This is a genomic window from Streptomyces sp. NPDC055239 (genome assembly GCF_053606205.1).
Map to the genome: position 1 here is coordinate 101,861 of NZ_JBSGRD010000011.1, position 19,960 is coordinate 121,820.

The 19,960-nt window shown below is 67.7% G+C and carries 15 protein-coding genes and 3 pseudogenes; 9 read left to right on the top strand and 9 right to left on the bottom strand.

Annotated features, from left to right (window positions below; genetic code table 11):
• The first annotated feature begins 75 nt into the window (after positions 1-75).
• Positions 76-954, top strand: coding sequence for a saccharopine dehydrogenase (locus ACWFRJ_RS30515; RefSeq protein WP_453537954.1), 879 nt, complete (start codon positions 76-78; stop codon positions 952-954).
• A gap of 459 nt (positions 955-1,413) precedes the next feature.
• Positions 1,414-2,003, top strand: a pseudogene (locus tag ACWFRJ_RS30520) (IS5 family transposase); the annotation flags it as partial.
• A gap of 1,156 nt (positions 2,004-3,159) precedes the next feature.
• Here the strand turns inward: ACWFRJ_RS30520 and ACWFRJ_RS30525 are convergent.
• A complete protein-coding gene (locus ACWFRJ_RS30525) occupies positions 3,160-4,251 on the bottom strand; it encodes a glycoside hydrolase family 43 protein (RefSeq protein WP_453537957.1) in 1,092 nt (363 codons plus the stop codon).
• Positions 4,252-5,163: 912 nt separating this feature from the next.
• On the opposite strand from ACWFRJ_RS30525, the gene ACWFRJ_RS30530 reads away from it, so the two are divergent.
• Positions 5,164-6,531: an FG-GAP and VCBS repeat-containing protein gene (locus ACWFRJ_RS30530; protein WP_453537960.1), complete on the top strand. Its 1,368-nt coding sequence runs from the start codon at positions 5,164-5,166 to the stop codon at positions 6,529-6,531.
• Positions 6,532-7,013: 482 nt separating this feature from the next.
• Here the strand turns inward: ACWFRJ_RS30530 and ACWFRJ_RS30535 are convergent, their stop codons facing one another.
• Positions 7,014-9,095, bottom strand: coding sequence for a zinc finger domain-containing protein (locus tag ACWFRJ_RS30535; protein ID WP_453537963.1), 2,082 nt, complete (start codon positions 9,093-9,095; stop codon positions 7,014-7,016).
• Positions 9,096-9,219: 124 nt separating this feature from the next.
• Positions 9,220-9,909, bottom strand: coding sequence for a restriction endonuclease (locus ACWFRJ_RS30540; RefSeq protein ID WP_453537966.1), 690 nt, complete (start codon positions 9,907-9,909; stop codon positions 9,220-9,222).
• 519 nt (positions 9,910-10,428) lie between these two features.
• Here ACWFRJ_RS30540 and ACWFRJ_RS30545 point away from each other — a divergent pair.
• Positions 10,429-11,160, top strand: a complete 732-nt coding sequence (locus ACWFRJ_RS30545; protein WP_453537968.1) for a dienelactone hydrolase family protein — start codon at positions 10,429-10,431, stop codon at positions 11,158-11,160.
• A gap of 45 nt (positions 11,161-11,205) precedes the next feature.
• Here the strand turns inward: ACWFRJ_RS30545 and ACWFRJ_RS30550 are convergent.
• Positions 11,206-12,038 (bottom strand): annotated as a pseudogene (locus tag ACWFRJ_RS30550) (IS5 family transposase).
• Between the two features lie 384 nt (positions 12,039-12,422).
• Positions 12,423-12,827 (bottom strand): type II toxin-antitoxin system PemK/MazF family toxin, encoded by a 405-nt coding sequence (locus ACWFRJ_RS30555; RefSeq protein ID WP_453537971.1) that lies wholly within the window; start codon positions 12,825-12,827, stop codon positions 12,423-12,425.
• Positions 12,828-12,992: 165 nt separating this feature from the next.
• On the opposite strand from ACWFRJ_RS30555, the pseudogene ACWFRJ_RS30560 reads away from it, so the two are divergent.
• A pseudogene (locus ACWFRJ_RS30560) lies at positions 12,993-13,526 on the top strand (transposase); the annotation flags it as partial.
• 544 nt (positions 13,527-14,070) lie between these two features.
• On the top strand, positions 14,071-14,292 hold the full coding sequence (locus tag ACWFRJ_RS30565) for a hypothetical protein (protein WP_453537974.1): 222 nt from the start codon (positions 14,071-14,073) through the stop codon (positions 14,290-14,292).
• A gap of 316 nt (positions 14,293-14,608) precedes the next feature.
• On the opposite strand, the gene ACWFRJ_RS30570 is transcribed toward ACWFRJ_RS30565, so the two are convergent.
• Entirely contained in the window at positions 14,609-15,181 is a 573-nt protein-coding gene (locus ACWFRJ_RS30570) for a TetR/AcrR family transcriptional regulator (RefSeq protein WP_453537976.1), read from the bottom strand.
• A 64-nt stretch (positions 15,182-15,245) separates the two neighbouring features.
• On the opposite strand from ACWFRJ_RS30570, the gene ACWFRJ_RS30575 reads away from it, so the two are divergent.
• From ACWFRJ_RS30575 to ACWFRJ_RS30585, 3 genes are all read left to right on the top strand, one after another.
• Entirely contained in the window at positions 15,246-16,217 is a 972-nt protein-coding gene (locus ACWFRJ_RS30575) for an SDR family NAD(P)-dependent oxidoreductase (RefSeq protein ID WP_453537979.1), read from the top strand.
• Positions 16,218-16,293: 76 nt separating this feature from the next.
• Positions 16,294-16,773, top strand: coding sequence for a transposase (locus tag ACWFRJ_RS30580; RefSeq protein WP_453537982.1), 480 nt, complete (start codon positions 16,294-16,296; stop codon positions 16,771-16,773).
• Positions 16,774-17,695: 922 nt separating this feature from the next.
• A complete protein-coding gene (locus tag ACWFRJ_RS30585) occupies positions 17,696-18,289 on the top strand; it encodes a TetR/AcrR family transcriptional regulator (protein WP_453537985.1) in 594 nt (197 codons plus the stop codon).
• Here the strand turns inward: ACWFRJ_RS30585 and ACWFRJ_RS30590 are convergent.
• The 3 genes from ACWFRJ_RS30590 to ACWFRJ_RS30600 form a co-directional block, all read right to left on the bottom strand.
• Entirely contained in the window at positions 18,276-18,518 is a 243-nt protein-coding gene (locus tag ACWFRJ_RS30590; protein WP_453537988.1) for a hypothetical protein, read from the bottom strand. The genes ACWFRJ_RS30585 and ACWFRJ_RS30590 overlap by 14 nt on opposite strands.
• Before the next feature lie 85 nt (positions 18,519-18,603).
• Positions 18,604-18,885: an Atu4866 domain-containing protein gene (locus tag ACWFRJ_RS30595; RefSeq protein ID WP_453537991.1), complete on the bottom strand. Its 282-nt coding sequence runs from the start codon at positions 18,883-18,885 to the stop codon at positions 18,604-18,606.
• Between the two features lie 33 nt (positions 18,886-18,918).
• Positions 18,919-19,770 (bottom strand): oxidoreductase, encoded by an 852-nt coding sequence (locus tag ACWFRJ_RS30600; protein ID WP_453537994.1) that lies wholly within the window; start codon positions 19,768-19,770, stop codon positions 18,919-18,921.
• Between the last annotated feature and the right edge of the window lie 190 nt (positions 19,771-19,960).

A 19,960-nucleotide genomic window follows, 5' to 3' on the forward strand; every position in this document is an offset into this window, starting at 1 on the left:
GCCGCCCTCCTGCGTCAATGGCACCCGGCACTGCCGCTGACGATCGCGGGCCGTGACATCGGCCGCGCCCAGCGGGTGGCCGACGAACTGGGCGCCGCAACGGCAGTGACCACCGATCTGCGGCACGGCGATCTCGGCCTCCCTGCCGACCACCGATACTCGGCGGTGGTCGCCGCGCTATGGGACGACCACCTGCACGGACTGCGCTACGCACAGCATCGCGGGCTGCCGTACCTCAGCATCTCCAGCGGCCTGACGGACATCGCGCCGGAGGTCGTCGCGGGCGCCCACCGGACAGGCGCCGCGCCGATCCTGGTGGCCAGCCACTACTGCGCCGGTACCGTCGTGCTCGCGGCTCTGCACTCGGCCCGGCAGTTCGACCGGATCGACACCATCCGGATCAGTGCCGTCTTGGACGACCTGGACACCGGCGGGCCCGCGGGAAGAGCGGATCTGCAGCGGTGGTCCACCGCCACTTCGGCGGGACTGGTACGCCGAGACGGCGTCTTCACCTGGATCAACGGCCCCGACGCACAAGCGGATGTGCACAGTACCGACGGCACCGTCCTGCCCGGACAGAGCATCGCCATCCTCGACGTACCAAGCCTCGCCCTCGCGACGGACGCACCCCATGTCCGCTTCGACTTCGCCGTCGGCGAATCCGCCGGCCGACGTCGCGGCGAGCCCGCGTCCTTCGAGGTCCGGATCTACCTCGAGGGCGCAGACCGAGGGGGTGCGCCGATCAGTACCAGCAGCTACCTGGTCCATCCGGCAGGGCAGCGCCCCTTGACCGCACTCGGCATCGCACTCGGCATCGAGCGATTGCTCGGACTGCGCGGCGACGCTGTCACGCCGGGCATCCACACTCCCGAGGCGCTGCTCGACCCGGCCTATGCGGTCGAGCGGATGACCGAGACCGGCGCCGCCTTCATCGACGTGCCCGGCGACAGCTGACCTTTGAGCGTGAGGGCGCTCTCTCCGCGGCCGATCGCGCGGTCAATCTTCTTGGTCTTTGCCCATGTGAAGCCGCGACGACGGTACTTGTTCCGTTGCTTCGGCCACATGTGCTTGATGTCCTCTTTTTTCGAGGCCGTGGTCATTCCCGGATGCCATGGCCCAGCCGGGGCAGGCCGCCGCCGATCGCGCCGCCCCAGGGCGTGTCCGACGGGTCAGCATGCCGGTCGGGTTCTGGTCTGCCTGCATTGGCTTGCCATGGTTCGCCCGGGGGTTCGCGCGCAGGATGTCTCCTGAGACACACGCGGCGGGGCTGGGCACCCAAAGGGGTGATCTGATGGCGAGACACGGCAGGTTGGTTGGTGTGGTTGCAGGTATCGGCCGGGCACGACCGGGCATTGCGGCCAAATCCATGAGGCTCTTCAGAAGCGTCGATCGGTGCGGCAGTCCGCGACCCGGGCAGCGGCCCACCAGCACGCCGCTGGCGCCAGGAAATAGGGGCGTCAGGCCGGGCCGAACCTGACGACCACGCCCTCGGACGGTCCCGCGGCGGCCTGAGCACGAAAGCTCACCTCGCCAGCGACAGCCGTGCACGGCCTCTGGTCCTCCGCGTCACCGGAGGCCCGGCGGGTGACGCGCCAGCCTTCGAGGCCGTCATGGCAGGCATCCGTGTTCCGCGTGGCGGTCCCGGGGAGACCGAGAACTCGGCCGGAGGCCGTCCTGGCCGACCGCGCGTACTCCTCCCGCGCGATCCGCGGGCATCTCCGCCGCCGCGGGATCCGCGCCGTCATTCCACAGCCGTCCGACCAGGTCGGACACCGTCTGCGGCGAGGCCGAACGGCGGCCACCCGCCCACCTTCGACGCTGCGGCATACAAACAGCGCAACGCGGTCGAACGATGTATCAACCGGCTCAAGCAGTGGCGTGGCCTGGCCATGCGAACGGACAAGCTCGCCATCGCTTACCAGGCCGCACTCCACCTCGCAGCCATCCTGATCTGGACACGACCACGAAAAGCCGAGGGCGCCCGCTTGCCAGGGAATGCCTGACTCAGGGCCTCGACGCGGCGTCAGTTGCCTTCACCCTGCAGGCCGAGCACCTTCCGGGCCTCTTCGCGACGAACAGATGCCGATACACCGTCACTTGGCGCTGAGGGATGCCACAGAGCGTCGCTCTATCCGCCAGGGCGTGCTCCAGCGCAGGGTCACCTGTCTCCCGGCATGCAGCGAAGCCCGTCGGGGCAAGCCCGAACGTGAATCTGAGGGATCGGAGACGGTGACCAAGCTGCGGCATGGCCACAACCCTCGCACGTGGCCCGAGCACCGTGAAGTCAAAGAGACAGGCTCTAGCCGAACAAGCCCGCCGCACCGCCGGCAGCGTGCCGACCGGCTCCGCGGCCCTCGCGGCCGCCGTCGCCGCTCGGGCCTACGTCCTCTACGCGGCTGGGGCGTTCCGCACGGTGGGTGGACGGCTTGCCTGGCGCGTCCCAGGAGCTGAGGCCGGCCGGTGCGGCCTCAGCCAGCCGTTGGCCGCCGGATGAATGCTGCCTGCCTCGGCGGGCCTGCGCACCGGCGCGGATCCGGCCGGGGCCGACACCCTTGCGGCGGATAGCGAGAAGTTCCCGCGGCCCGGCCCGGCGGCCAATCCGGGTCCCGTTCAATAGAGGGTTGGCTTGCCGTAAGGGATCATTTGAAATCGATTTGTTCGGTAAAGGCCTTCTGGTCGTTCAGCGCCCGCTGAATCCGGTCAGTTGACCGTACGCAGCACCAGCCGCACAAGTGCCATGATTCCTCGCCAGATCCAGTTGAGCAGCCCTCCCTCCACGGCAATATCGGCGGCGTCTGCAACAGCGTCTTTCCGGTCCGACTTGGAACGGCACCGGGAACAGGAACGGGGCCAGCCGCGCTTTCGCGTACCGCACTTCTCACACATCGCCATAACCTCACTCTTTCCTGCCGCCGTATCCCTTCCTCATCGTTCCCGGGATACGGTCGACCGTGACACTCTCAGCCTGGCTCGCCGGCAACGACGAGGCTCAGGGGCTCAACCGGCTTTCCTCTTCCTGCTGATCCTGCGTAGCGGCCTCCCCGGCCGGGGCGGGAGACTGCCCGGAGCGTTGGGGTGAGCGACGCCTCGGTGGCTGGCGCTCCCGGGGGTGGCCTTCTGGTGGACCGCCGTGGGCGAAGGACGCCACGGCAGCGACTGTCACTCGAAGAACTTCAAGCCCGAGCCGGTGTTGCTGGTGGCGCCGGGGACGTTGGCACGGGTGTACGTGGTGCTTCCCCACCAGACGAAAGTGCCGTTCCGCCACTGCCGGGCGGACCAGGAGTAGGGCGTGCCCTTCGGAACCGCGTGGTACACGAAGGGGGCCCGCGGGCCGGCCGGTGGGCTGTTGCTGATATCACCGTTGACCAGGGCGAAGGTGTTGCTGCCGGGACCGATGACCTTGGTGGTGGCGGTCCGGCCCTTCATCATGGTGCTGGGGTTGGAGCCGAACACGCAGCCGTTGGACTTGTACCAGTCCCATACATGGGTGGGGTCGCCACCGGCACGCAGACGCAGGTCGGCGAGGCAGTACTGGTCGCTCCAGGATCCGTTGGCCGAGTACACGATGTGCAGCTGGCCGTGGGGGTCCTTGAGCGGGATCGGCGCCTCGTTGATACGGCCGACCTTGCGCTCCCAGCCCTCACGGGGCTGGGAGATGATGTAGCGGGAGCCGGTCGGGGTGGTCGGACCGCTCATCTTGACGATGTAGAGGTTTTGCTCCGCCCCCTGGGTGGCCTTGGACCAGCCGGACCACACGAACCAGAGCTGGTTGTTGAATCTGAAGACGGAGCCGTCGATCGCCCACATGTCGTCCGGCAGCGCCAGCTTCTTCGCGGCCCCGAACCCCTCGTCGGGCGAGTCCGAGCTGATGGCGTACATGCGGTGCGCCGCGCTCTTGCCGCCCGTGAAGTACACGTAGTACTTGCTGCCGACCTTCACGAGCTTCGGTGCCCATATGTCACCGATTCCCGGGTCGGTCCAGATCCGCCGGGAGGGAACGTCGGCGAGCCCTGCCAGGGTGGACGCGGAGCGGACGGCGAGCCCGCCCCCGATCGTCTTCACCGCGTGGTACATGCCGCCCACCCGGATCACGCTCGGGTCGGCCCCGGGGACATGGCTGTCGGCGGTGAGTTCGAAGTCCGGGTCGGCCGCCGCGGCCGTCACCGACGCGTTCGTCTTCGCGGCTGTCGGAGCGGACCCGCTGAGACCGATGGCCGCCGGTATCGCCGTGGCCGTCAGGACGGACGCCATCAGAAGGGCACGGCTGGTGACTCTGTTTAATCTGTTCGCTTTGGGCATTTTTCCTGCCTCAAGGTGCACTCAACGGAGAGTGACGCCCGACGTTTCGAAGAAGAAACGACGGGCGGCCTTCCTCTTTCCGCTGATCAGCATCCCTGACCGCGGCGGGAGACCGCGTCGCTCCGGAGTAGGACCTACTTCTGCACCCTGGGGTATATCTGTAGCGTGCTGGATCACCGGATGCGCGGGCCGGGAGGACGACGGCAGCCTGTTCGCCGTCGTGTACGCCGCAGCACGCGACGAAGCCGCCCTCCGATGCCGGAGTCGCGCCAGACCTGGTCACCCAGCACTTCGCTGAGGCGCTGCTCAAGCCGGCGGACCTGGGCGGCGAGACGGGCCGTGCGGGCGTCGGCGGCCGCGAGGTCGGCCTTTGAGCGAGGCGCGGCTGACGGCCGGGCCGCACGTGCCGCACGCTAGCCGTTCCGGATCGCCTCCGCAGCTGTGCATTTCCCCCTCCCAAAAGCTCTCACGCCGCCAAGCGACGCCGCCCCGGAACACCTGGCAACTCGCGACACTTCAATACGCGATGTCGTCAGTACGCCTGCGCCCCGACGCCCGGTACACCGACCGCACGCCTCGACCGCCGTTGCGCCCGCGTTCCGCGCGGACGATGGGGTTCAAAGACAGGCCGCGACAAGCACGTACGAGGTTTCTCTGTGTCCCGTACAACCCTTCGGTGCCGTCACCGGTCTCTTGATCGCCGACCCCACACGTCTCCTGGGACAACTTCCGGTGAACGGCGCGGCGCCCCCACGCACCACCTGGCCATGCGCGCTGTTTCGGCGCCCGGATCGCCGGCTGACCCCACCGCCGGTGCTCCTTTCACTCTCGCTGCCTCTCGACTTGCAAGGAACCCTGACACTCATGCGCATCCCAACATCGGCCACGCTCGCCGCTTTCCTGGTGGCTGGCCTGACCCCTCTCACGCTGCCCGCCGTGGCAGCGGTCGCCGCGCCCGCGAAGCACGGCGACGACTTCAACGGCGACGGCTACCGCGACTACGCGTACTCGAGCTTCAGCGCCCGAGGGGGCGGCGGAGTCACCGTGGTCCTGGGGACGGCCACCGGGCCCGGCTCGACGCAGCAGCGCATCACCCAGGCGAGCCCCGGCGTGCCCGGCGCGGACGAGGCCGATGACATGTTCGGCGAGGTACGGGCCGCCGCGGACTTCGACGGCGACGGATACGGCGACCTCGCAGTGGCGGCGACCGGCGAGAACGGCTCCCACGGCGCCGACCAGGGTGCCGTGACCATCCTGTGGGGCTCCGCCTCCGGCCTGTCCAAGGGCACGACTCTCCCGAACAAGAACCCGGGCCGCAACAACTACATGGGCAAGGACCTGGCGACCGGTGACTTCAACGGGGACGGCAAGCAGGACCTGGCCGTCATCAATGAATCCATGACCTACGTCTACCGCGGCCCGCTCAAGCGCTCCGGCACCACCGGCACAGTGACCAAGCTCGACAAGACGACGTCTTTCTACGCCTCGGCTCTGATCTCCGGCAAGGTCAACGGCGACAAGAAGACGGATCTCGCGATCATCGGCGACGTGGTCAGCTCCGAATCCATCGCCTCCGATGCCTGGTTCATCAAGGGCGGCGCGAGCTCGCTGGCCCCGGGCAAGACCCTGCGTCTGGAGTCCCAGTCAGGCAACGGCGGCAGCTCCGAGCGCGGCGGCGACGGTGTCATCGCCGACTTCGACAAGGACGGCTACGGCGACATCGCCATCGGCACCTCCCTCTACTCGAAGCACAAGGGCCGCGTGAGCGTCTGGTATGGCGCCTCCGGCGGTCCGTCCCGAAGCGCCCGCCTCACCCAGTCAACGAGCGGCGTCGCCGGATCTGCGGAGAATTACGACGAGTTTGGCTCATCCGTCTCGGCGGGTGATGTCAACGGCGACGGCTACGCGGATCTCGCGGTCGGCGTGCGGGGCGAGGAGATCGACGGCCGGGACTACGCGGGCGGTGTGCACGTCTTCAAGGGGCGGGCGAGCGGCCTGTCCGGTGCCGGTTCCCAGTGGTTCGCCCGCAACACCCCTGGCGTGCCGGGTCCGCTGGCGGCCGACGACCAGTTCGGTAGCCTGGTACGGCTGCGCGACACGAACGGTGACGGAAAAGCCGACCTGCATGTGAGTGCCTTCGACTCTCTGCGGCTGCCCGGCTCAACCAGCGGCATCACCACGACGGGGGCGACGGAATACGACGCGGCGCCCATCGACAGCTTCTTGCAGTAACTCCCTTAGACGAATAGGAGCCTGTCTTTGAGCCCCCGTCGTTCGCGCGGAGCGCGGATGGTGCGTGCGGAGCGCGGATGGTGCGTGCGGCGAGCGTGCGTGCCCGGCATCGGGGCGCAAGCAGGGCTTCAAAGACAGGGGCGGTACCTCCCGTTGGTCTGTGGCTCCACCTCGACTCCGGGAAGCACGGCGGGTGGCCGCGTTGCTGCGAGGGCCGCCGCCGCAGTGTGCGGTCCGCCGATCCCCTGCCGGGATCGGCGGACGCTCTGCGCGCCTCTACACGCCCCTCGTACCTCCCGGGACCAGCTCCGGCCACGGAGGGGCCCCGGCCGTCCGCAACCGCGTCAAACACTGACCCGGCCGTCGGCGACGTCGTCTTGGCGGCGTCCGCCCTTCATCGCCTCCCTGAACTGGGCGAACGCCGCCTCCACTTCCCGCTGGACCGGGTGACTGGACGGGCGTCCCCGTCGCCCTCGTATATCTCAGCCCCACAGCTTTCGGGTGAACTCCTTCGCCCACTCCACCCGCTCGTGGTGCGGGCCGTGGGGCGTGCACGGGGAGTTTGGGGCGGCCTGGCAGTTCGGGCAAGTGACCTCGTCCGTATGCCAGGTACGCGCCGCCGAGCCCGCGGTCTCCTGGGTTTCCCGCTCTCCCTTGCGCGGCCGAGGAGGCCGGGCTTTGGCCTGGGCAGGCAGCGGGTCCTGGTGCTGGTGTCCGCCGCGAGCGCTCTTCTGCTTCTCGCCGGGGCCAATGTGGTCGTCACTCTGCAGGACGCGGCGCAGGCGTTCATCGTGGGGAAGCTGCCGCTTCTCGCTGGGGCCGACGCGATCGTCGTTGTCACACAGCCTGTCCGGTCCGGCGTGGCATCGTGGGCACACCATTCGGTACCAGTCGCCGCGTGGCACCTGGTGGTGCAGCCGGGCCGCGGTCTTCTTCCCCATCTGCTGTGCCCGGCCCTCCGGGTAGGCCTTCGGCCGCCGCTCCGGGAGAGGGCGTGCGGGGCCGACTTCACGCTCACGCGCCTCCGGGACCGGCCGCATTTGCTCGGCAGGAGCCTCGACCTCCTGCCGAGCCTTCTTCTGTGCGACTTTCCGCTCGTCCACGATCAGCTGCAGCCGCTCATGGTGACCACTTTTGCGTGGCTTTCCACTGCTGGGGCCCTCGACCAGCGCACAGTCCTTGCCCTGCTCCGCGTCGCAGCGCGGACAGCTCCGCTGGATCCAGTACCGCCGCGCCACACGCAGCTGCTCCTGCGGTCCCAGTGCCGCCCGCTTCTTCCAGACCTCCACACGCCGCGCTTCACCACCCTTCAGCAGTTCTCCGGCCGAGGCCGCAGATCGCAAAAGCTCCTCCACCTGAGGGCGCAGGTCGAACGTGTACGTGTCGTACCCGCGAAGGCGATGGAGGGCGCTGCGGACGCGAGCCGCAGCCTTTCGTGCTTCCTTCTCAGTGTCAGCTTCCGCTTCGACCGCGTCCCGTGTGAGGTCGTTCAGGCTCTCGAAGTACTTGATCGCCCGCTCGTAGACGGCGGACTCAGCCTCCGTGCGATCCTCAGCCGCTGTCGCGTTGACGCGAATCAGAAGCCTGCGCACCCGCCCAGGCTTCCGCTCAGCCACCGCCCTCTTCAGGTTGTCGAACAGCTTGCGGCGCTCCACGTTCTGCTCGACCAGCCAGATCCTCGCGTGGCGAACGGCAGCCTCGAGCTGCTCCTTGAGCTCCCCTTCCACACCGGTCAGATCCTCGATCTCCCCGCACACCTGCTTCGCTAAGGACACGGACTCGATCCGACGCGCGTACACCAGCCGTCGCAACAGGGCCTGGGCACGCGCCTCCGGCTCCGGCACCTTCCTCGCTCTGCCGGGCGACCACAGCGAGGGACGCGGCGCATGGCGGGCCTGAACGATCTTCTCGACCGCTGGCGTCGACAGTCCACGCTCCGTCATCTCGCACTCGTCCAGAGCAAACCATTCGATCGGCCTGGCGAACGCCTCGGTTCCGATCTCCACGTGGCGCGCGGTGCCCACGCTGTCCAGGCGGATCCGATGCACGTACCAGCGGCGGATCAGTGTGTCGTGGTCGACCGGGACCATCGTCCCGAGGACCGGCTCCACATCGTCGTCCCACACCGGTGCCACCGCACAGTCCAGATGCACCCGCAGAGCACCATGCCGCCAGCGCACATCCACGACAGACCCGAGCGGTGCCTCGTCGGTGCGGGTGCACTCGAAGGAGGCCTGCTCCCCGCGGCCGGCGAGCCAGGCCGCGGCCGCCGACCGCACATAGAGGTGATCTGCGCTGTCCACGCCGCGGGAGCGGCGTCCGCACACATGCGGCAGCCCGTCCGGATCCGGGTGATGTGCGAAGTGACAGACCCGGTCGGTGTAGAGCTTGGTCGTCAACTGGCCGCCACAGCCGCCCAGCAGCAGCCCGCACCAGAACGTGTGCTGCTCGTGCCGGTGGCGAAAAGCATCCAGCTCGATCGCCTCCAACGGCAGCATCAGCGGCTCCTCCGAGTCCGCGCTGCCCAGCACTGCCGTCTGGATCTGCCGCCTGTCACGCTGCAAGAAGCCCCCCAATTCACTCCAACTCATCCTGTCACCAGCGAAGTTCAGCGGCCAGATCGCGCCGAAGGCCAGTCCGCATAGCGAAACCCGCACCGTGGAGGTCCATGCCGCAGGCGGCTCTACGTCAGGCAGGCGGGCGCCGCCTCGTGCCGCCGCCGCTTCCGTTCAGCGGGATCAGGGTGTCCAGGTGGGCGCCCTTGACCCAGGAGCCCAGCAAGTCGCGGTGGAGGGCCACGATGTTCTGGCGCACCGCCTGCCCGAGGGCGGCCTTCGTGAACGAGCGGCAGGTGGTGACGAACAGGGCGACATCCGCCCCGTGCTCGAGGCGGGCGGTGCCGACGAACTTCTGCATGTCCTGCGAGGAAACGCTGCGATCCGGCGCGTACTTCTTGCACTGGACCACGAGTTTGCGGCCATCGGAGAGAAAGCCGATGACATCGGCGCCCAGGTCGCCGCTCTTGCCGCTGACGACGACCTGCGTACAGCCATCCCGCCGGCACAGATCAGCGACGTAGTGCTCGAAGTCCTGCCAGGACAGAGCATCGACCTCCGCCATCGACAACTCCCGTGCCCTCGCCTCCTCCTGCGCCCGCCACTGCCGGTCCCGACCGACCGCGAGCCGGTGCGCACGCCACACCCCCCACCCGGCCCCGCCCACCACCGCGACGGCGAGCACTGCCACCAGGACGGGCCACACTGCTGACCAGTTCCCCGCCACCCACACTGTGACGGCAACCGCCGCCACCGTGCCCCAACTCTGTAAATGCCTGCGCGTACGCTTCCTCATCCGCCGACGCCGTCGTCGTGCTGCCATCACTCCCCCACTCCCCATGCCCGTGATCCGCAGTGTGAAAGGCCTGCTCGGCTTCGACAAGAGGGCCTGCCCCGCCCCAGGCGCTGCGGCCACGCCTACTGGTCTTCGAATGGGCGACACCGTCGGCCGCGGCACCGAACCTCCACTACCGGACGGACCGTTGTCCCGCTGGCTATGTACGTGAATAGCGGCTCTGGCCCACTTGCTGTGGAGAGCTCATCGACAGTGATGTCAGTGGCGTGTGGCGAGGTGGCCGCGCGCTGCCCGAGCCTGTCTTTGAACCCCTGGTGAGCCGGCCGACTTTGGCCACGCGGCCCACCCGTGGAAGCCGTAGCGTCAGGCTGATCATCTGGGCTAGGCTCCACGGCCATGACTACCGGGACGGCTTCGCGCCACGCACGGATCGGTGACCCGGTACTCTACTGAGCGCCGTACGGGCCCATGCGGGCCCCGTTGCACGAGCTCCACCTTCGTCGCGTTGATCGCAGGTTCAACTAGGCAACGAAGACGGGAGAGTTCATGACTTTCAAGACACTGGAGATTCCGACCGCGGACGGCGTGGCCGACGGGTTCGCCGCCCTTCCTGGGGGCGGTGGACGGCACCCGGGCGTGCTGATGTACCCGGACGGATTTGGGATTCGGCCCGTACTGCGGGAGATGGCCGAGGAGTTGGCGGAGCACGGGTACTACGTGCTCGTGCCGAATGTCTTCTACCGGCACGGGCCCGCGCCGGTGGTCAAGCTTCCCGAGTTCGTCGGGGCGCAGGACCGGGAGCGGGTTATGGGTGCGGTGATGCCCTTGATCCAGGCGCACACCCTCGAGCGTGTTCTGCGTGATGCCGAGGGCTACCTCGGGTTTCTCGGCGCCCAGGCCGAGGTCGCCGCCGGGCCCGTCGGGGTGACCGGGTACTGCATCGGCGGGCTGTACGCCGTGCGTACCGCCGCGGCCCAGCCGGGGCGGGTCGGCGCCCTCGCCGCCTTCCACGGGCCCGTCGGCGTCGACGGACCCGGGCTCTTCGAGACCGTCACCGCGAAGGTCCATCTCGGCCATGCCGAGGGCGACTTGACGCCCGATGCGCTGGGCCAGCTCAACCGTGGGCTGGATACCGCGGGGGTCGCGTACACCTCCGAGATCTACCCCGGCACCGTCCACGGGTTCACCATGGCCGACACCGAGACCTTCAGCGCCGCCGGGCTGAAGCTGCACTGGGAGCGGCTGCTGCCCCTGCTGCGCACCCTGAACGACGCGTAGGGCTTACTGAGCGTTTGGTCCATGGAGGTGTGTTTGGTCCCGGGTTCAGGTGCCGTGCCAGTTGGGGGTGGTTTCGCCGGTGAGGCGGCGGGCCATGAGGTCGATCATCGCGCGGTGGATCATGGCTTCGGAGCGGTGCGGGTGGGTCTCGCAGTCGCGGGCGAGTCTGCGGTGGCGCATGAGCCAGCCGATGCTGCGCTCGATCGTCCAGCGGCGCGGAATGATCGTGAACCCGCGGGCGCCCGGCGGGCGTTGGGCGGGGTGGACGTCGATGCCGAGACGGGCGCCGTGGTCGATGGCGGTGGTGCGGTAACCGGCGTCCACCCAGGACTTGGCCACCCGCGGGTGGGCGGCGGCGATGCGGGACAGCAGCGTCACGCCGGCCGCGGTGTCGGACACGCTCGCGGCGTTGACCAGCACGGTCAGCAGCAGGCCCAGGGTGTCGCAGCCGAGGTGACGCTTGCGGCCGATGATCCGTTTCCCGGCGTCGGTGCCCTGGTCGGCGAGGGGTACGTTGGCGGAGGTCTTGATGGTCTGGGAGTCCAGCACGCAGGCGGACGGTTCGCCGTTGTGTCCTTCGACCTCGCGGACCAGGTGCCGCAGCAGGCCGGTGAGCTGGGCGAACACGCCGTCCTGTTGCCACCTGGCGAAGTAGCCGTACGCCGTGGCGGGGGCGAAATCGTGCGGCAGGTAGCGCCAGGGGATCCCGGTGCGGTCCACGTACAGGATGGCGTTCATGAACTGCCGCAGATCGTGTTCGGGCGGTCGGCCAATGTCCAGGGCGTCGCGGCGGCGGCCCGCCAGGCGGCGAGTACAGGTTCGATCAGCTCCCAGCGCTCATCGGACAGATCGCTGGGATACCCGGTGTGCGCGCTCATGTTTGTGATGTACCGCGCGGCGAGCGGTCTGGCCAGCGGGTAAAGGGTGCCGGGCCGGGCCGCGTTGGGAAGAGACAGGAGCTGCCGGGGCGAAACAGTCCTCTGTGGCCGCAACTACTGCCTGCTCGCTCACTGCCCCCACCTGCCCCAATGCGGCTAGGCCGCTAAACCGCAATGTATCGCTACGAAACAACATCAAACGCTCAGTTAGACGTCGTCTTGATTGGCCTTCTAGCTGCCTGAACTCGGCAACTCCGCTCGTTCTAGTACTCCAGCCGTAGATCGTGATCTCGGTGGTGAGGGGCGTCGAGGCGGCAGGTGGCCAGCGTCGATCATCTTGCCCGAGATCGCCCACGCCGTCGCGGGCGTCGGCTCCTTCTCCGTCTACCCGAGTTCACCGAGACGGAGGGCATCCCTTATCTCGCTGAGCTTCGCGGCCGTGGCCGGGGTCCGCTCCTGCGCTTGTTCAGCGAGTCGCAGGGCGTCGTCGATCTCGCTGAGCTTCACGGAGGACAGAACGGCCGCCCGCTCTATCAGGTCGTCCCGGGACACAGTGGTCAGCCACGTGCACGGGGTGAAGCCTGAACGCGGGAACGCGAGCCGCAGCACGCCTTCGAACGGCAGTCCTTCACCGGCGCCGACCGTCACTTCGATGCCCAGAGCGCTGATGTCGACGCCCGCCGGAGCGACGACCTGCATCACCCCGATCCCGGACGTGTCGTCTCCCGACAGCAGTACGACCAACCTCCGCTCATCGAACTGGACCCACCAGACTTCGCCACGTTGCACAAGTCCTCCAGACACATGACGGCAGGCAGACGCTGCGCGACCCTGACGCGCTGTGGAGACGGGTGCGGCCACCGTTGATCATCGGTGTGTGAAAACTGAAGATCCCGCGGTGGCGCAGGTCACAGCGTAGACCCTGCCCGCTGGCAGGAGGCGTTCGAGGGCCTGATGGCCCGGATCGCGGGCCGGTTCGCACGGGTCGAACCCCGACGCTGGGTCGGGCGGTTGGCTCTCGGGCTGCTGTCGGACCTGCCGCGCAAAAACTGCTGGACCATCGCAGAGCGGGCCGGAGAGAGCACCCCGGACGGCATGCAGCACCTGCTCGGGCGGGCCAAGTGGGACGCCGACCAGGTCCGCTGCCGGGCCGCCGGACTCGGTGACAAGACCGAATTCGCGACCAAACCGCAGCTTGCCGCCCGCATGGTCACCCGATTCCTGGACGCCGGCCACCGGGCCTGGCTCGCGGGAGACGAGGTCTACGGCGGCAACCCGACGCTACGCGCCGCGCTGGAAGAACGCGGCACCGGCTACGTCCTCGCGGTGGTCTGCCCGCACGAAGTCACCAGGGGCGCCGGGAAGTTCCGCGCGGACACGCTGGCCAGGAAGGTGCCCAAGAGGGCCTGGCAGAAGCTGTCCGCAGGGAGCGGAGCCAAGGGCCACCGCTTCTACGACTGGGCCGTCATCGACCTCACCGACCCCCAGTTGACGTCGCTCCCAGAATTGCTCCTCAACACGAAGTAGGGGCCACCCGAAGATGACCCCTACCTGCGACGTTTCCGTCGGGACGACAGGATTTGAACCTGCGCCCCCTTCACCCCCAGTCAAGTGCACAATTCTGGTTCGGAGTTCTGAAGCCCCGTCGACGCCCGTACGACGCCATACGCGGAAGTACGGCGCCACTTGGCCCCTCCCGTCCGGCCGATCCCCTGCCTGCCGAACTCCGCGGCAGCCCACACTGCCCCTGTGAGCATGAGGGCTCTTGGGCATGTCCGGTGGGTGTGTGACCGCCCACCTTCCAGGATTGGATGCTGGCAATCCTCAACACCTGCCACTACGCTTCGTGTTGCTCATTCGAGAGCCGCAAGTACTGGCGACGTGTCCGATGGGGGACAGTGCTTCAATCTCGACAGGCAATGAGCACGATGAGTCTCTAATCGTCGCAGAGCCTCAGCAGGCCATCCGCAAACGGTGGTCGAGCTGAGGCGGCCCGCCGACTGGTCGATCACCTTGGTGAAGGGATCGACTGGTGAGGCTGACTTTCCCCGCTCAGGTACTTCTCGCACTCTTGTCCTTCGTATCGTCGCTACTGGTAGCGGTGGTCGCGGGGGTGCTCTCGCATGAGGCCGGGGCACCGGTAGCTGGTGCGGTGCTGTACGGCGGCGGCGCGTTCATGGGCTGGATGACGCTCAGTGTCACTGTGCTGACGGCACTCGGACTCCTCGGGCATCACAGCCATCCCGACGAGTGAGCACTACAACCTCCACCGGCCCCACCAAGCGATAGACCAGGCAGCCCTCCTGCCCGCCGTTCCCAAACGACTCGCCCCCCGCACGGATCACTCACCTCGACGTGCGCCGAGGAGACCACCTCAGGGGAATCCTCCACGAATACCAACATGCCGCCTGACCTGTATGGATGGGGTTTTCGGCAGGCGCAGTGTCGGTTCGGCGTCCGTTCCGGGTGCCGGAGGGTCGTCGGGTGGCGGGGGCTCGGTGCCAGTTCTGGCCGGGCGGGCGGACCTGGCTGTTCGGCCGGGCTCTCTCATGCGGCTTCGGTAAGCGTCTTCAGCGCACCAGGAGATCGATGGCGATCTCCAGTCGTTCGAGGTAGAAGTCCCGTGATGCGGCCTGGTGTTTGAGGCCGGTCGATGCGCTGATCATTGTCTGGGCGACTGGGCGGGCCGCTGCTTGTGCTGCCTCGACGGCGATCGCGTCTGTGATCAGTTGCTCGAAACGTTGCGGCGTGGTTTCGACGATCTCTCCCAGGAGGCCGGGATTGTCCTCGATGACCACCGCCACATCGCGTGTCAGCGGGCCGATGTAGCGGCCCGCCCACTGGTCGAACGCATCGAGGAGGCGCTCCGCAAGGGGTCGGCCGGTGTCGGCCAGGACGTGTTCGACCGCTGTGATGTCGCGTTCCAACGCCTGGGTGACGGCGGCGCGGAACAGGCTCTCCTTCGAGGAGAAAAGGAAGTAGAGCCCGGGCCGGGAGATGTCTGCCGCCCGCGCCACCTCCTCCATCGAGGTCTTGCGGTAACCGAATCGCGCGAAAGTGACCATGGCGGAATCCAGAACCATGGTCCGACGGTCGGTGTCGGCGACTGTCGACCGCGGGTGGCCGGCGGCGGGACTGTCCATGAAACCGAGCATACGAGCGAGAGCCGCACTATACAAATATAGGCTAGTACGTATAGTCGCCGCCATGACTGCTCGCGAACCCATCTCCATGCCCTTCGCTGCTTCCAGCACCGCGGATGAGGTACTGCGGGGTGTCGACCTCACCGGCGTCCGCGCGATCGTGACGGGAGCCTCCTCCGGAATCGGGATCGAGACGGCTCGCGCGTTGACCGCTGCCGGGGCGGAGGTGACGCTCGCTGTCCGGAACACGACAGCGGGGGGCGCCGTCGCTGAGGCGATCGAGAAGTCGACCGGAGGAATACGGCCCCGAGCCGTGCGGCTCGACCTTGCCGACAGGGCCATCGTCGCGCGATTCGTTGACGCGTGGGACGGTCCGCTGCACCTGCTGATCAACAATGCGGGCGTGGTCACTGGTGGCCTCGAACGCACACGTGAGGGCTGGGAGCTGCAATTCGCGACGAACCATCTTGGCCACTTCGCCCTCGCCGTCGGCCTTCATGACGCCCTGGCCCTGGGAGCGGCCGACCGCGACGGGGCACGGATCGTCTCGGTCAGCTCGACGGCGCACATGCGTGCCGGCATCGACTTCGACGATCTCCACTTCGAGCGTCGCAGCTACGATCCGCAGGTTGCCTACGCCCAGTCGAAGACGGCGAACTCTCTCTTCGCCGTCGAGGCAAGTCGCCTCTGGGCGTCCGACGGCATCATCGCCAATGCCGTGAACCCCGGCGGTGTCGCGACGGGACTGCAGCGAAACTTCACGACGCAACAGAAGGAGTCGCTCGATGCGGCCGAAGCTGCCGGAGTCTTCACGTACAAAACGGTCGAGCAGGGGGCTGCCACCAGCATCGTTGCGGCCGTCGCCCCGCAGTTCGCGCATTCCGGAGGCCACTACCTCGACGATTCACAGGAGGCGTACACCGTGACGAATGACGCCGACCTCGCGCAGCACCCGCACGGTGTCAAGGAATGGGCGCTCGATTCCGCTATCGCCGAGAGCCTCTGGACGGTCTCGACCGGCCTGCTCCGCGTCTGACCTCTCGACGACACAGCAAGCGGTACCGCCGCCTTCTTTGGTTGGCCACCGCACCGACCCACAGGACCAGTAGCACATGGCCTGCGAAGGCGGCCACGTCCGATCCGCAGAGCCAAAACCGGTCGGTTCCTCTCCGAGAGCCCGGTGCGGGGCTCTGCCGTCGGCGCGACCGAGACGCAACGACATCACCCAGACCCTGGCCCTCATCGAGGGCATCCCACCGGTCGCCGGACGCCCCGGCCACCCGCGAAGGCGTCCCGAGGCGGTGCTCGGTGACAAGGTGTACGACTCGAGGGCCGTGCGCCACGAACTGCGCCGACGCCGCATCCCGCCGGTCAGCTCCCGCAAGGGCACCCCCGACGCCACGGGCCTCGGCCGGCTCCGCTACGTCGTCGAGCAGTCCTTCGCCCTGCTGCACCAGTTCAAGCGCCTGGCCGTGCGCTGGGAACGACGACTCGAACTCCACAACGCCTTCGTCTCGTTAGCCTGCAGCCTCATCTGCTGGCGGCGGCTCAAGAAGACCGGATCACGATCCCGATACGAGCTCGTACGGTAGGGCGACACCAAGTGCCGCATGTCGACGACTCGCTGCCGGGGGGCGATTAAGCACCAACCTCCGCTCCTGGTGCGGGAGTTGTCGTTGTGCGTTCACCTGCAAGTCACGAGGTTGAACGAATGTTCCTTCCGGCGCACTTCTCAACTGGCGCTCATCATCCACACAGGGGGAATGGATGCAACGACGTCGAAGACACTCCTTGGGTATTGCAGTCACGGCTTGCGGCCTGCTCAGCCCGTGAGTCGTCCACTGGCGAGCTGGCACCGCTCGACCGCCTGGTTGAGGTGGCCAGGGACCCACGCTCAGTCACCGTTGTGTCCCATCACGGTTCCTGCGACGAGGGCCCCGCGGTAAGGGCCCTGGAGACAGGCGGCAGCGTGGTGCTGTCCTCAGCATTCGGCGGTGAGAAAGACGGGGCGGCCTGTACTTCTGAGCTGCGAGGCCAGGAGGTGGTGGTGAAGCTGGATCAGCCGATCGAGGAACGCATCCTCTTGGACGCTTTCACTGGTCGGCCGGTGCCATATGGCCAACCGAATGGTCCTGTGGGGCTCGTTAAGTCATCACTGCAGGTGGAAGTCAGGCGAAAGGACCTCGGCGGTGGCTGAGATGCTGCACTGGTGACCACTGCCATTGGCCCCACCAAGCGATAGACCAGGCAGCCCCCCTGCGCACCGCCCCAGAACCACTCACCCCCGCACAGACCACCCGGCTGGAGGTGCGCCGGAGAGACCGCCTCGGCGGAATACTGCACGAGTACCAACACGCCGCTTGAACTGCACGGATGGAGTTTTCGGCAGGCGCAGTGCCGGGCGCCCCCCAGTGGCCGCCGCGCCTATGAGCGAGAAAAAAGTCGACGTACTGTAGATTCTGCGCCGACAGCAGCGGACAGCTGGCTGGAAGAGAACCGATCAGGGAGAAGACCGTGGCAAGGCGCAAGGAGACGCTCCGGAAGGGAGACCTGCGCGAGCAGGCTCTTCTGGACACAGCCGAAGCGCTGCTCCAGCACACAAGTTTTGAGGATTTGACGGTCGAGGCGATCGCCAAGGGCGCCGGCATTTCGCGCGGCTCCCTGTACTTCTACTTCGGCAACAAGCACGAAGTCCTCGCCTCGCTCGTGGAACGCACCATACGAGCCGTCCGGGCCACAGCCGATACCGCTCAGGACGAGGCTGCCGCACCTGGCGCTGCCATGGAGCGGGCAGTGCGCGGAGTCGAGCAGGTCTGGCGCGACCACCGCACCGTCATGCGTGCGGCCGTCGACTACTCAGCTCTGCACCCTGTGATCGCTGATGCCTGGAACGACACTGTCGAAGCTTTCGCCCGCACCATGACCCAGGTCCTGCAGCGCGCAGGCGTCCCTGAGGGTGACGGCCCCGAGGATGCCGCTGCCCTGGCTCACGCCCTGTGCTGGATGACGGAACGCACCTTTTACCGTGCTGCCTGCTCGCCCGAGCCAGACCTGGCCCGAGCGACAGCGACCACCATCGGGATCTGGCGCCGCGTCATGACCGGCTGAGCGGGACCTGCACGAACGGTCCGGGGCTCCGGTCAGTCAAGGCGGGCGGTGCGCAGCCAGGTTTCTCGGCAGGTGACGCCCGCCCGCTGGAGTTCGTCGAGGTCATCGCCTCGAAGCCGATCCCGTCGAGCAGCTCCTCGGCCGCATCGAGGATCACTTGCTCGCGCAGATCACCCTTGCGCGGGACCGCCGAGCGTCTGCGATGCGCCTTCACCTGCAGTTTCCTCACGTTGCTTCCCAGCGCCGCGACCTCACGGTCGGCGGGCAGGGCGTTCGGGCCGACTGCGAGCCGCAGCTTCGCAGCCGGCCCGCCATCAGAGGGCCCCCGCCGTGCTGGGCGCCGCGCCGGCGCGGCGCATCGCCACCCCTGCGTGGTGGAGCACCCCGTCGATGAAGGTGCCGTCCGCACTGAACCCGGAGTCGTCCTGGCAGAAGATCCGGTCACCGGCGATCTGATAGCTGACGGTGCAGGCGCTTTCGACACTCCCGCGGGCCTCGTCGTACGGGCCGCCGGGCAGCAGTTGCTGCCGGACCTGGCGGTCGGCGGTAATCCACATGCCCAGGTACGGGTGGGCGTAGCCGTGCGTATCCGCCATGAGTCTGCCCTTTTCCGAGAAAGCAGGCTGTGGTCAGTTCGAAGCGATTTGCTGGCCGTCGGGAAAGTCGGTGGTGCGCGAAAGGGACTTCCACGTGCGGATGTCTTCGTCCACCGCTTGCCGTCCGGCGGCGACCAGGCGCAGAGCGTCCGAGCCGAGCACCAGGTGGGCGGGTGGCTTCGGCGCGTCCAGGATCTGCAGTACCGCGGCGGCGGCTTTCTCGGGGTTGCCGAGTTGGTTGCCGCTCGCCTTAACCCGGTTTTCGCGAATCGGGGCGAACAACGCGTCGTAGTCCTCGATGGACCGCTCGGAGCGGGTCATCGAGCGCCCGGCCCAGTCAGTGCGGAAGGAGCCCGGCTCAATGGCCGTCACGTGGATCCCGAAAGACGCGACCTCCTTGCCGATGGCCTCCAGCATGCCTTCCAGGGCGAACTTGCTCCCGCAGTAGGCCGACATGCCCGGCACGGCCATCAGGCCGCCCATCGAGGTGACCGCCATGATGTGACCGGCACGGCGACGGCGCATGTACGGCAGCACCGCCTGGATTGTGGCAGCGGCACCAAACACATTGGTCTCGAACTGGGCCCGGACGTCGGCCAGTGGCGTCTCCTCGAAAACACCTTCCAGGCCGTAGCCGGCGTTGGCGATGACCACGTCGATCGGACCGACCGACGCCTCGACGTCCTCAACGGCCGCGAACACCGCAGCGTCGTCGGTCACGTCCAGCTGCCGAGCGTGCGCTCGACCGGGCGCCAGCTCCTCGAACGCCGCCAGATCCGACTCCTTGCGGACGGTGCCCACCACAGCGTGGCCAGCATCGATGGCACCCTGCGCGAACGCCCGTCCCAGGCCGCTGCTCACGCCGGTGATCAGGAATGTCTTCATCTCACTCGCCTTGCTCTCTCGGGGGTTGTGGTCGGGCAGTACACCCGCCCACAACTTCAAATCTACATCATGTAGATTTTTATCAGCGTGACGTAGACAGGGTCTCCGGCAGTACGCAGACGCCGTTGCCGCCATCGGTGGCGTGAATCCCAGCGAGGCGGCGTCGATCCGCGGGCGCGGGTCGGAGTTC

Coding starts and splice junctions, on each gene's coding strand:
- ACWFRJ_RS30570 (WP_453537976.1), bottom strand. CDS start 15,181: ATGGACAGTCCCGCCGCCGGCCACCCGCGGTCGACAGTCGCCGACACC.
- ACWFRJ_RS30545 (WP_453537968.1), top strand. CDS start 10,429: ATGACTTTCAAGACACTGGAGATTCCGACCGCGGACGGCGTGGCCGAC.
- ACWFRJ_RS30595 (WP_453537991.1), bottom strand. CDS start 18,885: ATGGCGGATACGCACGGCTACGCCCACCCGTACCTGGGCATGTGGATT.
- ACWFRJ_RS30540 (WP_453537966.1), bottom strand. CDS start 9,909: ATGGCAGCACGACGACGGCGTCGGCGGATGAGGAAGCGTACGCGCAGG.
- ACWFRJ_RS30580 (WP_453537982.1), top strand. CDS start 16,294: ATGGCCTGCGAAGGCGGCCACGTCCGATCCGCAGAGCCAAAACCGGTC.
- ACWFRJ_RS30575 (WP_453537979.1), top strand. CDS start 15,246: ATGACTGCTCGCGAACCCATCTCCATGCCCTTCGCTGCTTCCAGCACC.
- ACWFRJ_RS30530 (WP_453537960.1), top strand. CDS start 5,164: ATGCGCATCCCAACATCGGCCACGCTCGCCGCTTTCCTGGTGGCTGGC.
- ACWFRJ_RS30600 (WP_453537994.1), bottom strand. CDS start 19,770: ATGAAGACATTCCTGATCACCGGCGTGAGCAGCGGCCTGGGACGGGCG.
- ACWFRJ_RS30525 (WP_453537957.1), bottom strand. CDS start 4,251: ATGGCGTCCGTCCTGACGGCCACGGCGATACCGGCGGCCATCGGTCTC.